The 14,632-nt window shown below is 64.2% G+C and carries 14 protein-coding genes; 6 read left to right on the forward strand and 8 right to left on the reverse strand.

The window, feature by feature from the left end:
* The first annotated feature begins 93 nt into the window (after positions 1-93).
* Positions 94-564 carry a copper chaperone PCu(A)C gene (locus tag FBY03_RS04300; RefSeq protein WP_147170965.1) on the forward strand — a complete coding sequence of 157 codons (471 nt, stop codon included), beginning with the start codon at positions 94-96 and terminating at the stop codon, positions 562-564.
* 48 nt (positions 565-612) lie between these two features.
* Here the strand turns inward: FBY03_RS04300 and FBY03_RS04305 are convergent, their stop codons facing one another.
* From FBY03_RS04305 to FBY03_RS04315, 3 genes are read right to left on the reverse strand one after another with little or no spacing between them, the layout of a single operon-like run.
* Positions 613-1,347 carry an ABC transporter substrate-binding protein gene (locus tag FBY03_RS04305; RefSeq protein WP_147170966.1) on the reverse strand — a complete coding sequence of 245 codons (735 nt, stop codon included), beginning with the start codon at positions 1,345-1,347 and terminating at the stop codon, positions 613-615.
* Positions 1,348-1,367: 20 nt separating this feature from the next.
* Positions 1,368-2,717, reverse strand: a complete 1,350-nt coding sequence (locus tag FBY03_RS04310; protein ID WP_256677861.1) for a GGDEF domain-containing protein — start codon at positions 2,715-2,717, stop codon at positions 1,368-1,370.
* Between the two features lies 1 nt (position 2,718).
* A complete protein-coding gene (locus FBY03_RS04315) occupies positions 2,719-3,483 on the reverse strand; it encodes an ABC transporter substrate-binding protein (protein WP_147170968.1) in 765 nt (254 codons plus the stop codon).
* Positions 3,484-3,899: 416 nt separating this feature from the next.
* Here FBY03_RS04315 and FBY03_RS04320 point away from each other — a divergent pair, with 416 nt between their 5' ends.
* Positions 3,900-4,181 carry a PepSY domain-containing protein gene (locus FBY03_RS04320; RefSeq protein ID WP_147170969.1) on the forward strand — a complete coding sequence of 94 codons (282 nt, stop codon included), beginning with the start codon at positions 3,900-3,902 and terminating at the stop codon, positions 4,179-4,181.
* 94 nt (positions 4,182-4,275) lie between these two features.
* Here FBY03_RS04320 and FBY03_RS04325 read toward each other — a convergent pair whose 3' ends face one another.
* Together FBY03_RS04325 and FBY03_RS04330 are read right to left on the reverse strand one after the other, a co-directional pair.
* Positions 4,276-5,223 (reverse strand): adenosine deaminase, encoded by a 948-nt coding sequence (locus FBY03_RS04325; protein WP_147170970.1) that lies wholly within the window; start codon positions 5,221-5,223, stop codon positions 4,276-4,278.
* Between the two features lie 105 nt (positions 5,224-5,328).
* Positions 5,329-6,684 (reverse strand): 8-oxoguanine deaminase, encoded by a 1,356-nt coding sequence (locus FBY03_RS04330; RefSeq protein ID WP_147170971.1) that lies wholly within the window; start codon positions 6,682-6,684, stop codon positions 5,329-5,331.
* A gap of 278 nt (positions 6,685-6,962) precedes the next feature.
* On the opposite strand from FBY03_RS04330, the gene FBY03_RS04335 reads away from it, so the two are divergent.
* Positions 6,963-7,394: a transposase gene (locus FBY03_RS04335; protein ID WP_256677862.1), complete on the forward strand. Its 432-nt coding sequence runs from the start codon at positions 6,963-6,965 to the stop codon at positions 7,392-7,394.
* Positions 7,395-7,480: 86 nt separating this feature from the next.
* Here FBY03_RS04335 and FBY03_RS04340 read toward each other — a convergent pair whose 3' ends face one another.
* The 3 genes from FBY03_RS04340 to FBY03_RS04350 form a co-directional block, all read right to left on the reverse strand.
* On the reverse strand, positions 7,481-8,065 hold the full coding sequence (locus tag FBY03_RS04340) for a YigZ family protein (RefSeq protein WP_147170973.1): 585 nt from the start codon (positions 8,063-8,065) through the stop codon (positions 7,481-7,483).
* A gap of 14 nt (positions 8,066-8,079) precedes the next feature.
* Entirely contained in the window at positions 8,080-8,745 is a 666-nt protein-coding gene (locus FBY03_RS04345; protein WP_147170974.1) for a TetR/AcrR family transcriptional regulator, read from the reverse strand.
* Between the two features lie 173 nt (positions 8,746-8,918).
* Entirely contained in the window at positions 8,919-9,839 is a 921-nt protein-coding gene (locus FBY03_RS04350; RefSeq protein ID WP_147170975.1) for a LysR family transcriptional regulator, read from the reverse strand.
* A gap of 117 nt (positions 9,840-9,956) precedes the next feature.
* Between FBY03_RS04350 and FBY03_RS04355 the strand changes: the two genes are divergently transcribed.
* From FBY03_RS04355 to FBY03_RS04365, 3 genes are all read left to right on the forward strand, one after another.
* Entirely contained in the window at positions 9,957-11,303 is a 1,347-nt protein-coding gene (locus tag FBY03_RS04355; RefSeq protein ID WP_147170976.1) for an aspartate aminotransferase family protein, read from the forward strand.
* Positions 11,304-11,405: 102 nt separating this feature from the next.
* Entirely contained in the window at positions 11,406-12,902 is a 1,497-nt protein-coding gene (locus FBY03_RS04360) for a CoA-acylating methylmalonate-semialdehyde dehydrogenase (protein ID WP_147170977.1), read from the forward strand.
* 705 nt (positions 12,903-13,607) lie between these two features.
* The gene (locus FBY03_RS04365; RefSeq protein ID WP_147170978.1) at positions 13,608-14,399 is read left to right on the forward strand and encodes a gamma-glutamyl-gamma-aminobutyrate hydrolase family protein; all 792 of its coding nucleotides are present in this window, start codon (positions 13,608-13,610) and stop codon (positions 14,397-14,399) included.
* The last annotated feature ends 233 nt before the right edge of the window (positions 14,400-14,632 follow it).

A 14,632-nucleotide genomic window follows, 5' to 3' on the forward strand; every position in this document is an offset into this window, starting at 1 on the left:
CTGCAGGCCAAATCCGGACCGGCTGCGCAGCTGCGAATTCAGTCACATAAGCGTGCATATCCCGGACACAAGGTCCGTCACTGGAGGTTCACCATGCTGTTGAAGAAAACCCTGCTGCTGATCGCGTTGCTCGCGCCCTGGCTGTTCGCCTCGGCCCATGACTACCAGGCCGGCGAGCTGCACATCGAGCACCCCTGGTCGCGCGAGATGCCGCCGGTGGCGCCGACTGCGGCTGTCTATTTCGTGGTGCACAACAAGGGCAGTCAGGCCGATCGCCTGCTTGGCGCGCAGACCCCGGTAGCCGGCAAGGCCGAGTTTCATGAGCACCTGCATGCCGATGGCCTGATGAAGATGCAGCAGGTGCAGACGGTGGATATTCCGGCCGGCGGCGAGGTCAGGTTCGCGCCCATGGCCTACCACGTGATGTTGTTCGACCTGAAACGGCAGCTGCAGGACGGCGAGCGTTTTCCCTTGACCCTGACCTTCGAGAAGGCCGGCGCGGTTCAGGTGGGCGTGACGGTGCAGAAGGAGCCGCAGGCCGACGACGCCGCCCATCAGCATTGAGCGACGACTGGCGCTGATGCGCCTGGCCCGCAGCGGTACCCGGCGGACTCAGGGGCTGCCGTCCAGCAAGCGGGTCACCTGGCCTTCGGCCTTGAGGCTGTCGAAGGCGGCGCGGGTGCGCGTCACCAGCTCATCGGCCGTGGCCAGGCTGTAGGCCATGTACAGGCCCGTCGACAGTGCGTCCAGGGTGTAGAGCTGTTCCAGGCTCGCGCAGTCGATACGAGCGTCTTCGCAGAGCATAGCGACATCGCGCTCCGGCATCGGCACCAGTTGCACCTGCTGGTTCAGCAGCTTCTGGAAGTTATCGCGGTTGTGCGCCGAGACCACCAGTTTTTTGAAACCCTGAGTGCGCAGGTATTTCTGGCGTACGTCGTCGCGTAGCACGCCGACGCTGTATTGCTGGGCGTCCTGCAGGCTGTGCACCTGGATGTCCTCGCGCGCCCGCAGCTTGTAGAAGTGATAGTCGATATGAGTGATTTCGCTGACCCATTTGAACAGCGGTTCGCGCGCCGTTGTGCGGGCGATCAGGTAGATCAGCACGTTAGGTTGCTGCAACGCCATGTCGTAGGCGCGCGCCCAGGGGTACAGGGCGAGGCGATAGTCGTTGAACCCGGCGCGCTGCAGCGTGGCTTCGACCACCGCGCTCGCCGGCCCGGCCACTCGGCCGTGTTCCAGGTAGCTGAAGGAGGTGTCTTCGGTGACGACCTGGATGCCTTGTGCCTGACTGCCGCTACAGACCAAGGCGAGCAGCAGGGCGATCCAGATGGACTGAGGTGGTGTCATGACGGACCTCGGTGATGTCATCATTCGGCGATTCGGTCGCGCCCCATGCGCTTGGCGCGGTACAGCGCCTGGTCGGCGGATTGCAGCAATAGATCGAAACGGTCCATGGTCTGCGGGTCGAACTGCGCAACGCCGATGCTCAGCGTCACGTGCGGTGCCACCTGCGAGCTGGCGTGTACCAGGGCCTGAGTCGCGAGGCCCTGACGCAGGCGTTCTGCGGCCTTGCGTGCCTGCTCGAGGTCGGCGCCCGGTAGCAGCACGGCAAACTCTTCACCGCCGACCCGCGCCACCAGCTCGCCGGCACGAGCGAAGACATTCTTCAAGGTTTCGGCCACCGTTTGCAGGCACTGGTCGCCCAGGGCGTGGCCGTAGGTGTCGTTGTAGAGTTTGAAGAAATCCACGTCGCACATCAGCACCGACAGTGGCTGGCCCAGGCGTGTCGCGCGGCGGAACTCGACGTCCTTCACTTCGTCGAAATGCCGGCGGTTGGCCAGTCCGGTCAACGGGTCGCTGCGTGTGAGCTCCTCCAGGCGGCTGTTGGCCGCACGCAGTTCGGCCGTTCGCTCTGCTACCAGGTCGGCCAGGCGATCGCGGTGTGCAGCCAGGTCGTGTTCGTCCCGGCGCTGCTGCTCGAGGTAATCCGACAGCTTGCCTTGCAGGTCGTTGACCCCGGCTTCCAGCAGGCTCAGCTCGTCGCGGCGCGACGCCTGCCGATCGATGCGCAATAGCTGCTTGAGATTGGCGGGCGACAGTTCGCCCAGATGCTGCGCGATGTGCCGTACATGCACCGTGACCGAGCGGTTGAACATCCACATGATCAAGCCCGCCAGCAGCAGCGACTGGATGACCTGGGTGACCACGATGCTGGCCACGTCACTCAGCAGGCGCCGCCAGAGCACCCGCTCGTCGCCCTCGATGATCAGCTCGCCGACGGTCTCGCTCGCACCAGGGTAGGGCTCGTAGGTGAGCATCCGCTGCAGCGATGGCACCAGTGGCGAGGCTGAACCTGAGGTGCGTTGTCGGCCCAATACTTCGGGTGCGCGCCCGGCCCGGCGGATGCTCAGTTGCACCCGGCCTACCGGGGCGGCCTGGACGACGCTGTCCAGTTGGGTCTGCAAGGTTTCGCGATCCATTTCCCAGATCGCCTTGGACAGCGTGCGTTGGAACACCTGGTCGATCAGCCGCAGCTCGGCGGTCATCGCGCTCAGGTTGCCGTTCCACGCCGACCCGGTGCGCACGGTCACTGTGACCAGGGTGAACAGCGCGCAAAATGTCAGGGTCGCCAGCACCAGGCGGCGTCCAAGCGAGCTGGCGGGCAGGACCCGTGCCGGCCGTTCGGCAGCAGGCTCGCTGGCAGGCGGCGTGCGCACGCTACAGCCACCTCTTGGCGATGGCAGCGTAGGTGCCGTTGTTGCGGATGGTTTGCAGGCCCTGGCGGAAGCGCTCGACGGTGGCATCCGCGGTCTGTCGGCTGAAGGCCATGTTCAGCCCGTCGCTACCGTTCAGTTCGGGCAGACTCAGTACGGGTATCACCGCCCTGTTTGGATCGTCACCCGCCTGGCGGATCAGGTACAGGGCGTTCAACTCGATGGAGATCCACAGGTCGACGCGACCGAGCTTGAATTTCTCGTAGTTGTACGCGTACTTGTTGTTCGACTGCAGGTTCTTGCCGACCGCAAAGCCTTTGCTCACCAGGTATTGCTCGCCGGCGTCCTGCTTGACGGTGGCGATCTGGTACTGGCGCGCGTCGTCGAGGGTCTTGAGCTGGATGTCGCTGTCGGACCTGGCGTACAGGTACCAGTGCATCGGCGCGACCACGCCCACCCACTTGAACAGCTGCTCGCGCTGGGCGGTGCGGGTGATCGAGTAGATCAGCACGTTCTCGGCATTCAGCGCGATGTCGTAGGCGCGTGCCCAGGGCATGGACTGGATGCTCGCCTGTTCACCGATTTCCTCCAGCACGGCCTGCACGACTTCAGTGCTCATGCCGGTGAGTCGCCCGTCCTGAGTCATGTTGTAGGGAGGCAGCTCCTCGGTGACGATCTGGATCGCGTCGCCTGCCATGGCTCGCAGCGACAGGCAAGCCAGGGCGGCGAGCACCACGCTACGGGCGACTGTGAACAACGACTGTTTCATGCGCTTGGCAACCTCGGTGACAACCTACCGGTGCGGGCAGGCAGTGGGCCTGGCCACTATATGGCCATCCATTGCGTAGGGTACACCTTCTTCTGTTTCGGCACGGTGCGGAGAAACTTCAGGGTTTGCCTTCGTCAGCGCACTGCGCGGGCCTTGATTCGAGCCGGTTGCTCAGCCCGTGGCCGTTCGCCATGGCCCATCATTCCAGTGTCGGCGCATGGCCTATCGAACGATCCGGGTCGCGTGCGAGGTCGGCGATAACCTGATGAGCGAGGCGCTTGCAGGCGGGCGTGAGCTGCGGCGCGGGGCCGGCGCCCGTCGGTCGCTTTAATACGAGTACGTCTTATTAGCTGGTTGGTTCTCGACTATATTTTCACTCGGATTTTGCTCTAACAATCCCGACTGAGGAATCACTCATGCGCATCCTGTTGCTGTTGTCCCTGGCTTTTCTGAGTCCCTTGGCATTCGCCAAGACCGAATGCACCACGGCCGACAAGGCCACCTGGCAAGATCAGGACGACTTCCAGCAGGAGCTGGTGTTGCAGGGCTACGAGATCAAGAAGTTCAAGGTCACCGGCGGCAATTGCTACGAGATCTACGGTTACGACAAGGACAAGCGTAAGGTCGAGATCTACTTCGACCCGGTCAGCGGCAAGGTGGTCAAACATGAGTTCGAGGATGAAGAGGGCGGTTACTGAGTCCGCTTCGCTATACCCCAGCGCCTGAAGGGTGCAGTCATACAGGTGCGCTCCCGGTTGTGCGTCGAGACACGCACAACCGGCAATCCCTGTTTCAGATCAAACGTGCATCCAGGCTGTTCTGCGCCAGGCGCTGCGCCTGCTCGCGGGTCATGCCCAGGCTGTCGTGCAGGGCGGCGAAGTTTTCGCTGACGTAACCGCCGAAGTAGGCCGGGTCGTCCGAGTTCACCGTGACCTTCACCCCGCGTTCGAGCATCTCGAGGATGTTGTGCTGGCGCATGTCCGCGAACACCCGCAACTTGGTATTCGACAGCGGGCAGACGGTCAGCGGGATCTGCTCGTCGATGATCCGCTGCATCAGCCGCTCGTCCTCGATGGCGCGCACGCCGTGGTCGATGCGCTGGATCTTCAGCAGGTCCAATGCCTGCCAGATGTACTCGGGCGGGCCTTCCTCGCCAGCGTGGGCGACGGTCAGGTAGCCCTCGCTGCGCGCCTGGTCGAACACCCGCTGGAATTTGCTGGGCGGGTGGCCCAGCTCCGAGCTGTCGAGGCCGACGGCGATAAAGGCATCACGAAAGGGTCTGGCCTGTTCGAGGGTCTTGAACGCCTCGTCTTCGGGCAGGTGACGCAGGAAGCTGAGGATCAGCCCCGAGCTGATGCCCAGTTGTTGTTGGCCGTCCTTGAGCGCCTGACGAATACCGCCGAGCACCACCTCGAAAGGGATGCCGCGGTCGGTGTGGGTCTGCGGGTCGAAGAAGGGCTCGGTGTGGATGACGTTCTGCGCCTTGCACTTTTGCAGGTAGGCCCAGGTCAGGTCGTAGAAGTCCTGCTCGGTGCGCAGCACGTCGGCGCCCTGGTAATAGAGGTCGAGGAACTCCTGCAGGTTGTTGAAGGCATAGGCGCCGCGCAGCGCTTCGACATCGTTCCAGGGCAGGGCAATCTTGTTGCGTGCGGCCAGGGCGAACAGCAGTTCGGGCTCCAGCGAGCCCTCCAGGTGCAGGTGCAGTTCCGCCTTGGGCAGGGCGTTGAGCCAGTCGTACATGGTCGGTTCTCTCGATCAGCGTGGTCGCTTGGCAGTTTAACCCTTGCCGCGGCAGGCGTGCGCAGCGCTGTAGGAGCCAGCAAGCTGGCTCCTACAGGAGCTTCGTCAGCCGGCGATCAGCTGCTTGGCCGCCTGGCGGTGGTCGGCGATCAGCTGCGCCAGATCGAGGCCCTCGATCTGCCCGTCGATCACCCGCCAGGTGCCGCCGATCATCATCCGGTCGGCGCGGTCGGCGCCGCACAGCAACAGGGCGGAGAGCGGGTCGTGGCTACCGGAGAAGCGCAGCTCGTCGAGCTTGAACAGGGCCAGGTCGGCCTGCTTGCCGATGGCCAGTTCGCCGATGTCGCTGCGCCCCAGCAGTTGCGCCGAACCCTGGCTGGCCCAACCCAACACCAGCTCTGGGGTGATCTTCTCGGCGCCGTAGCGCAGGCGCTGCAGGTACAGGGCCTGGCGCGCTTCGAGGATCATGTTGGAGGCATCGTTGGAGGCCGAGCCGTCGACCCCCAGGCCGATCGGCGCGCCAGCGGCTGCGAGCTCCAGGGTCGGGCAGATGCCCGAGGCCAGGCGCATGTTCGAGCTGGGGCAGTGGCTGATGCCGGTGCCGGCGGCGCCGAGGCGGGCGATTTCGTCCGGGTTGAAGTGGATGCCATGGGCCAGCCAGGTACGCGGGCCGAGCCAGCCGACGCTGTCCAGGTAATCCACGGTGCGCAGGCCGAAACGCTGCAGGCAGAAGTCTTCCTCGTCGAGGGTTTCCGCCAGGTGGGTGTGCAGGCGCACGTCCAGCTTGCCGGCCAGTTCGGCGCTGGCGCGCATGATCTCCTGGGTCACCGAGAACGGCGAGCAGGGCGCCAGGGCGATCTGGATCTGGGCGCCGGCGCCGCGCTCATGGTAGGCACCGATCAAGCGCTGGCTGTCGGCCAGGATCACCTCGCCCTGCTGCACGGTCTGCTGCGGCGGCAGGCCGCCGTCGGCCTCGCCCAGGCTCATGGACCCGCGCGTGAGCATGGCGCGCATGCCCAGTTCGCGCACCACCTCGACCTGTACGTCGATGGCGTTTTCCAGGCCGCCGGGGAACAGGTAGTGATGATCCGCCGCGGTGCTGCAGCCGGACAGCAACAGTTCGGCCAGGGCCACCTTGGTCGCCAGGGCGAGTTTTTCTGGGGTCAGGCGGGCCCACACCGGGTACAGGGTCTTCAGCCAGGGGAACAGTGGCTGGTTGACCACCGGCGCCCAGGCGCGGGTGAGGGTCTGGTAGAAGTGATGGTGGGTGTTGATCAGCCCCGGCAGCACCACGTGCTCGCGGGCATCGAAGGTCCGCTCACAGGGGCGGCTGGGCTGTTGCCCGGCGCCGAGCACTTCGGCGATCACGCCGTTTTCGATCACCAGGCCGCCGGCGGCGTCCAGCTGGTTGGCGGTGAAGATGGCCAGGGGGTTCTTGATCCAGATACGGGTAGCTGCCATGAGCAGGCTCCTCTGAGGTTGATTTCAGGTAAGCCAGCTCAGTGTTGACCCTGTCTGCTGATCCAGGTGCGCCGAACGGCGTGTCGCTGAAGATACCTGTCCTGGCGGTCAGAATCAACGACGGTCGCGGCTAAAGCGGATCGCCGCCCGGCTCCTCCCGCAGTGAACCGCCGTGCTTGTGGGAGGGGCTTTAGCCGCGATTAACAATCCACCAATTCGGTTGCTATACAGGCTTAAACGAAAATCAGGGAGGCAAAGGAATACCCCGTTCAGATCAATTGCGTGTGGGTCGATTTTCCGAGCTTGAGCGGATTTACCTGCTGACGGCGACTGTCGAGAAGCGTGAGCCGATCTTCGCGAATTGGCGTGTAGGCAGAGTTCTGGTCGATGAGTTGCGGAGTGCTCATGTCGATGGCTTGGTTGAGTCCTTGGCCTGGGTGGTGATGCCCGATCACGTGCACTGGTTGCTGGTTCTGCAGCGCGGATCGCTCAGCGCGTTGATGCGCCGGGTGAAAGGACGCGGTGCCAAGCAGATCAATCAGCTCAATGGGCGAAGCGGAAAGCTGTGGCAGGACGGTTTTCATGACCGTGCGCTACGCCGCGAAGAGGATGTGTTGCAGGTCGCCCGCTATATCGTTGCCAATCCGTTGCGGGCCGGGCTGGTGTCGCGGGTGGGTGATTATCCGCTGTGGGATGCGGTGTGGCTATGAGGGTTGTCGCGGCTAAAGCCCCTCCCACAGGATCGTGGTGATCCGTGGGAGGGGCCGGGCGGCGATCCGCTTCAGCCTCGACGGGTTTAGCGCTTCTTCAACTCGCTCCGTCCACGACTGATATCGGCCAGCAGCCGTTGCAGTTCGGCGAAACGCGCTTCGGGCACTGCCAGGAGCAGTACGGCGCCGCTGGCATCGAAGGTCTCGCTTTCCAGTACGGCGTCCAGTTCGCCCAGGCGCGCCTTGAGCAGGGGCAGTTCGGCGAAGCCGCAGTGGCAGGCGCAGCGAGTGCGCGTTATCAGTTCGCGGCGTTGGCCGCCCTGCAAACACCTGTTGGCGCTGCCGCCATAGGCGCGGGCCAGGCCGCCGGTGCCGAGCTGGATGCCGCCGTACCAGCGGGTGACCACGACCACCAGCTGATCGCAGTCCTGGCCTTCGATGGCGGCGAGAATCGGCCGGCCGGCGGTGCCGCCCGGTTCGCCATCGTCGCTGAAGCGATACTGCTGGCCGACCTTCCAGGCCCAGCAGTTGTGCGAGGCGCCGAGGTCGCTGAGGCGTTCGACCGCCGCCTGCGCCTCGGCCGCGCTGGCGACCGGCACGGCTTGGGCGAGGAAGCGGCTCTTGCGAATCTCCTCGCGGTAGTCGCAGGGGGTGAGCAGGGTGAAGGGCATGGTCTTCCGTAGGCTCAGCCGGCGGGCGGGGTCAGGCCGCAGCCCTTGAGGATGATGCGGGTCAGGTTGTCGCTGGCGTCCTCGAAATCCTGCTTGCTCAGGCGCGTGCGGCCGGTGACGCGGCAGATCTGCGAGGCGAAGTCGGCGTAATGCTGAGTGCTGCCCCACAACAGGAAGATCAGGTGCACCGGGTCGACCGGGTCGATCTTGCCGGCGGCGATCCAGGCCTCGAACACCGCGGCGCGGCCACGGAACCAGGTCAGGTAGTCCTGATTGAAGTACTCCGACAGGCACTCGCCGCCGCTGATCACCTCCATGGCGAAGATCCGCGAGGCCTTGGGGTAGCGCCGGGAGAACTCCAGCTTGGCGCGGATATAGCGGGCCAGCGCCTCGGCCGGGTCGTCGTCGACGCTGAGGCTGTTGAAGGTGCTGTCCCACAGTTCGAGGATGTTGCTCAGCACCGCCAGGTACAGGCCCAGCTTGTTGGTGAAGTAGTAGTGCAGGTTGGCTTTCGGCAGGCCGACGGTCTGCGCGATGGTGTTCATGCTGGTGCCCTTGAAGCCGTGACGGGCGAATTCCTCTTCGGCGGCGGCCAGGATCGCTTCTTCGTTTTTCTGGCGGATGCGACCGGCGGGTTTGTCGGCGGAGTTGGCGCTGTGCGCAGGGACGTCAAGGGTCATGGGCGGTTCCGGGCTGGTCAGGTTTTCACACGCATGCACTGATAACCCACTGTCGCCGAGGAGACAAGCGCGAGCGGCCGAAAAGCGCCGGCACGGGCGCCCGATAATGACTCGATGCAGTTGTTGGCGCGGTCAAGGCCGTACCCACCAAGGCTACGGTCGCGAGTGCTGTTTCAGCCATTGACGGCCAGCGCTTCGAGAAAACTCTCCAGTACCAGATGCGGGCGACGGCCCTTGCGCGTCACCGCCGCCAGGCTGAGGTCGTGAAAGCGCGTACCCGGTTTCAGCGCGCGCAGGCGGCCCTGTTGCACCCAGGCGGCGGCGTAGTGGTCCGGCAGGTAGCCGATATAGCGCCCGGTGAGAATCAGGAAGGCCATGCCCTCGCGGTCGCTGGCGCTGGCGGTGCAATTGAGCTGCTGATAGAGGCTCTGGATTTCCGGCGGCAGGCGAAAGGTCGGCGCGATGGCATCCTGGGCATTGAGCCGCTCGTCCTCCAATTGCAGATCGTCGACATAGAACAGCGGGTGGCCGACCGCGCAGTACAGCAGCGAGCGTTCGTCGTACAGCGTCTGGTAGTCCAGTCCGGACAGGGCGCCGGCCTGCGGCACCACGCCGACATGCAGGCGGCCGTCGAGCACGCCTTGCTCGACCTCGCTCGGCGGGGTCATGCGGATGTGGATGCGCACCTCCGGGCCGCGCTCCTTGAGCAACGCCAGGGCGTTGGTGATGCGCATGTGCGGCACCGTCACCAGGTTATCGGTGAGGCCGATGTTCAGCTCGCCGCGCAGGTGCTGATGGAGGCCGTTGACCTCGGTGCGAAAGCTCTCCAGCGCGGCCAGCAGTTGCTGGGTCGACTGGTACACCTCGCGGCCTTCCTCGGTCAGGGCAAACCCAGCGCGGCCGCGTTGGCACAGGCGCAGGCCCAGGCGTTGCTCGAGGTCGCTCATCTGCTGGCTGATCGCCGAACGGCCGATGCCCAGCACGCTCTCGGCGGCGGAAAAACCGCCGCACTCGGCGACGCTGCGAAACAGCTTGAGCAGGCGGATATCGAAGTCGCTGACCTGGGCCAGTGGGGCGGGGCGGCGTGCGCTCATTAGTTTAGTGGCCAGTTAACTGAAGGTGAGAAGAGTTGGGTTTTTCCGACTCTATGCCCGTGGCACCTTAGTTGGCAACTCCCCCCGATGCCCTGTCCTTGATTGCGAGGCCGCCCCATGAACATGCAGCAGACCGCCACCGTGCCACTGGCCAGCCAGCTCAAGTTGGACGCGCACTGGATGCCCTTCACCGCCAACCGCAACTTTCAGCGTGATCCGCGCTTTATCGTCGCCGCCGAAGGCAGCTGGCTGACCGACGAGAGCGGGCGCAAGGTCTACGACAGCCTGTCCGGTCTGTGGACTTGCGGCGCCGGTCATTCGCGCAAGGAAATCCAGGACGCGGTGGCCAGGCAGCTGGGCACCCTCGACTACTCGCCGGGCTTCCAGTACGGCCACCCCTTGTCCTTCCAGCTGGCCGAGCAAATCGCCGAGTTAATGCCGACGGGCTTGGACCACGTGTTCTTCACCAGCTCCGGCTCCGAGTGCGCCGACACCGCGGTGAAGATGGCCAAGGCCTACTGGCGCCTCAAGGGCCAGCCGGCCAAGACCAAGTTCATCGGTCGCGCCCGTGGCTATCACGGGGTCAACATCGCCGGCACCAGCCTCGGCGGCATCGGTGGCAACCGCAAGATGTACGGCCAGCTGATGGACGTCGACCATCTGCCGCACACCCTGCAGCCGGGCCTGGAGTACACCAATGGCATGGCCGCAACCGGCGGCGTGGCACTGGCCAACGAGCTGCTCAAGCTGATCGAACTGCACGACGCTTCGAATATCGCCGCGGTGATAGTCGAGCCGATGTCCGGCTCGGCCGGCGTCATAGTGCCGCCGGTGGGCTACCTGCAACGCCTGCGCGAGATCTGTACGCAGCACAACATTCTGCTGATCTTCGACGAGGTGATCACCGCCTTCGGCCGCATGGGCAAGTGGAGCGGTGCCGAGTACTTCGGCGTCACCCCGGACATCATGAACACCGCCAAGCAGATCACCAACGGCGCCATACCGTTGGGCGCGGTGATCGCCAGCAGCGAGATCTACCAGACCTTCATGCAGCAGCCATCGCCCGAGCACATGGTCGAGTTCACCCACGGCTACACCTATTCCTCGCACCCGGTGGCCTGCGCCGCCGGCCTGGCCTCGCTGGAATTGCTCAAGCGCGAGAACCTGGTGCAGCAGGCCGCCGAGCTGGCGCCGCTGTTCGCCAGCGCCCTGCATGGCCTGAAAGGCAGCAAGCACATCCTCGATATTCGCAACTGCGGCCTGGCCGGCGCGATTCAGCTGGCCCCGCGTGACGGCGACCCGGTGATCCGTCCATTCGAGGCCGGCATGGCCCTGTGGAAGGCCGGCTTCTACGTGCGCTTCGGCGGCGACAGCCTGCAGTTCGGGCCGACCTTCAACGCCCGGATGGAAGACCTCGACCGGGTCTTCGATGCAGTCGGCGAGACCCTGAACCAGCTGGATTAACGCCCTATCCCCTGTAAGAGCCAGCTTGCTGGCGATGCTTGAAAGGCTGATCGCCAGCAAGCTGGCTCTTACACAAACAGATTAGTTATTGAGGAATACCGCATGACCACCATCACCCACCTGATTAACGGCGAACGCATCGCCGGCACCGGTCGCACCACTGAGGTGTTCAACCCCTCCACCGGCGCGGCGATTCGCCAGCTGGCCCTGGCCGACCGCGCCACCGTGCAGCAGGCCATCGACGCCGCCAAGGCCGCGTTCCCGGCCTGGCGCAAGACCCCCGCGGCCAAGCGTGCCCAGGTGATGTTCCGCTTCAAGTACCTGCTCGAGCAGAACGAGGCGAAGATCGTCCAGCTGATCAGCGAAGAACACGGCAAGACCCTGGAAGACGCCGCCGGCGAACTCAAGCGCGGCATCGAAAACGTCGAGTTCGCCTGCGCCGCCCCGGAAATCCTCAAGGGCGAATACAGCCGCAACGTCGGCCCGGACATCGACGCCTGGAGCGACTTCCAGCCGATCGGCGTAGTGGCCGGCATCACCCCGTTCAACTTCCCGGCCATGGTGCCGCTGTGGATGTACCCGCTGGCCATCGTCTGCGGCAACTGCTTCATCCTCAAGCCCTCCGAGCGCGATCCCAGCTCGACCCTGCTGATCGCCGAACTGCTGATCGAAGCCGGCCTGCCCAAGGGCGTACTCAGCGTGGTGCACGGCGACAAGGAAGCGGTCGACGCGTTGATCGAGGCGCCCGAGGTCAAGGCCCTGAGCTTCGTCGGCTCGACCCCGATTGCCGAGTACATCTATGCCGAAGGCACCAAGCGCGGCAAGCGTGTGCAGGCCCTCGGCGGGGCGAAGAACCACGCCGTGCTGATGCCCGATGCCGACCTGGACAACGCGGTCAGCGCACTGATGGGCGCGGCCTACGGCTCCTGCGGCGAGCGCTGCATGGCCATCTCGGTGGCCGTGTGCGTCGGTGACCAAGTGGCCGATGCCCTGGTCGCCAAGCTGACCCCGCAGATCAAGGCGCTGAAGATCGGCGCCGGCACCAGCTGCGGCCTGGACATGGGCCCGCTGATCACCGCCCAGCAGCTGGACAAGGTCAGCGGCTACGTCGCAGACGGCGTCAGCGCCGGTGCCGAACTGGTAGTCGACGGCCGTGGCCTGAGCGTCAGTGGTAACGAAAACGGCTTCTTCCTCGGCGGTTGCCTGTTCGACCGGGTGACCCCGGAGATGCGCATCTACCAGGAAGAAATCTTCGGCCCGGTGCTGTGCATCGTCCGCGTGGGCAGCCTGGAAGACGCCATGCAGCTGATCAACGACCACGAGTTCGGCAACGGCACCTGCATCTTCACCCGCGACGGCGAGTCGGCGCGGCTGTTCTGCGACGAGATCGAAGTCGGCATGGTCGGGGTCAACGTGCCGCTGCCGGTACCGGTGGCCTACCACAGCTTTGGCGGCTGGAAGCGCTCGCTGTTCGGCGACCTGCATGCCTACGGCCCGGACGGTGTGCGCTTCTACACCCGGCGCAAAGCCATCACCCAGCGCTGGCCGCAGCGCGCCAGTCACGAGGCGGCGCAGTTCTCCTTCCCCAGCAATGGTTGAGGCTTAGTTAGTAACGCAAAAGGCCAGTCGCGAGACTGGCCTTTTGCGTTTGGTGCCGATGGCTATCGGTTGATGCTTTGCAGGCTGCATGTGGGAGCGGCCTTGGCCGCGAAGCGTTCGCGGGTGCAGCGCTTGAGTCCGCGCTCAGACGCTGCACCCGCGTGATGGGGTGGCCCGCAGATCAGAATGCTGTGCAGCGCCCGATGGACTCCGACTGGTGGGTATGCTCAGCGCAGATGGCTAGCGCTGTGCTCAACCGCATTCTGCGGCCTGGCTACGCGCCGCTCCGCCCGGAGCGGCGATGCGTGAAAAAAGCACAGCAGGCAGGTGTGTTAAAAATAATGGACTTTTCGTGGTCGTAAAAATCAATTAAATCCTTTAAAAACAATATTTTAGTAATTTAAACGTTGCTTTTTGCCGATTTTTATCGATATTTTTGACGTTGTTCGTTTGACATTTTTTACGGCTTTGGCAGACTGAGCATCTGGTTTCGACCGCGAGCGGGCCGCCCTGGACAAGCGCCATGGCCGCCCAATCCTTGCTCTGGCTGGACTTTCGAGTCCCGTTTCAGCCCAAGCAAGGGCATTACCCAAGCGGTTCAGCATCGCTCGCGGCACTTCACGAAACCGACCAAAACAGACCGTGCCCGCCCCAGGTCGCGCGTCTGCACAACAACGACAGGCACTCCCTGTCCCAAGGTGACGTATGTCCAACAGCAACACTGTAAAAACTGCGAATACCCCACGTAAACCCGTCGTTCTGATGTCCATGGGCACCCATGAGCGCAAGGGCCATGCCTATCAGGTGATGACCCACAAATACATCCTGCCCCTCGTCGAGTTCTCCGCTTGCGTGCCCCTGCTGGCGCCCACCTGCTGTGGCTCCGACGATATCGAGCAGTATCTGGATCTGGTGGATGGCGTGTACCTCACGGGTGCTGGCAGCAACATCGACCCGAGCCTCTATGGCCAGGAGAACCTGACCCCGAGCAAGGGCCAGGACCGGGGACGCGACCTGTTCGACCTGCCGCTGATCCACGCCGCCATCCGCCGCGGCTTGCCGATCTTCGGCATCTGCCGCGGCATGCAGGAAATCAACGTGGCCCTGGGCGGTGACATTCACCAGAAGGTCTATGAAGTGCCGGGTCACAATGACCACCGCGAAGACCCCAACGACCCTGTCCCGGTGCAGTACGGCGAAAGCCACGGCGTGCGCCCGGTGCCCAACAGCTGGCTCGCCGAGTTGCTGCAGCGCGAGGAGATTCGGGTCAATTCGTTGCATGGTCAGGCCATCAAGACCCTGGGCAAGGGCCTAGAAGCGCTGGCCCATGCCGAGGATGGCCTGATCGAAGCCATCCATGCCCCGCAGCTGCCGCAGCTGACCTTTGCCGTGCAGTGGCATCCGGAGTGGCAGACGGCGGAGAATCCCGATTCGATAAAGCTGTTCCAGGTCTTCGGTGACGCGTGCCGTAAGCGGGTGGCGCAGAGTGGCCGCTGATACGCCTTAGCATTCCTTATGACGAGTGGCGCCGAACGTGGCGCCACTCGTTATAGGCCGGCGCACTTTGCGTGCTTCGGCAAGCGGGGCGCGGATCGAGCGGTAAACAACCAGGCCAGTCGTGAGACTGGCCTGGTTGTTTGTGTAATCAGTGACGATGAATCCTAGGGTGCGGTTGAACGTTGCGATGCCCAGCGGTTGGCATCGGTCGATGGTTCACAGGCTCCCTGTAG

It is taken from the genome of Pseudomonas sp. SJZ079, from assembly GCF_007993865.1.
Taxonomy (GTDB): Bacteria; Pseudomonadota; Gammaproteobacteria; order Pseudomonadales; family Pseudomonadaceae; genus Aquipseudomonas.

Coding starts and splice junctions, on each gene's coding strand:
- FBY03_RS04300 (WP_147170965.1), top strand. CDS start 94: ATGCTGTTGAAGAAAACCCTGCTGCTGATCGCGTTGCTCGCGCCCTGG.
- FBY03_RS04305 (WP_147170966.1), bottom strand. CDS start 1,347: ATGACACCACCTCAGTCCATCTGGATCGCCCTGCTGCTCGCCTTGGTC.
- FBY03_RS04315 (WP_147170968.1), bottom strand. CDS start 3,483: ATGAAACAGTCGTTGTTCACAGTCGCCCGTAGCGTGGTGCTCGCCGCC.
- FBY03_RS04320 (WP_147170969.1), top strand. CDS start 3,900: ATGCGCATCCTGTTGCTGTTGTCCCTGGCTTTTCTGAGTCCCTTGGCA.
- FBY03_RS04325 (WP_147170970.1), bottom strand. CDS start 5,223: ATGTACGACTGGCTCAACGCCCTGCCCAAGGCGGAACTGCACCTGCAC.
- FBY03_RS04330 (WP_147170971.1), bottom strand. CDS start 6,684: ATGGCAGCTACCCGTATCTGGATCAAGAACCCCCTGGCCATCTTCACC.
- FBY03_RS04340 (WP_147170973.1), bottom strand. CDS start 8,065: ATGCCCTTCACCCTGCTCACCCCCTGCGACTACCGCGAGGAGATTCGC.
- FBY03_RS04345 (WP_147170974.1), bottom strand. CDS start 8,745: ATGACCCTTGACGTCCCTGCGCACAGCGCCAACTCCGCCGACAAACCC.
- FBY03_RS04350 (WP_147170975.1), bottom strand. CDS start 9,839: ATGAGCGCACGCCGCCCCGCCCCACTGGCCCAGGTCAGCGACTTCGAT.
- FBY03_RS04355 (WP_147170976.1), top strand. CDS start 9,957: ATGAACATGCAGCAGACCGCCACCGTGCCACTGGCCAGCCAGCTCAAG.
- FBY03_RS04360 (WP_147170977.1), top strand. CDS start 11,406: ATGACCACCATCACCCACCTGATTAACGGCGAACGCATCGCCGGCACC.
- FBY03_RS04365 (WP_147170978.1), top strand. CDS start 13,608: ATGTCCAACAGCAACACTGTAAAAACTGCGAATACCCCACGTAAACCC.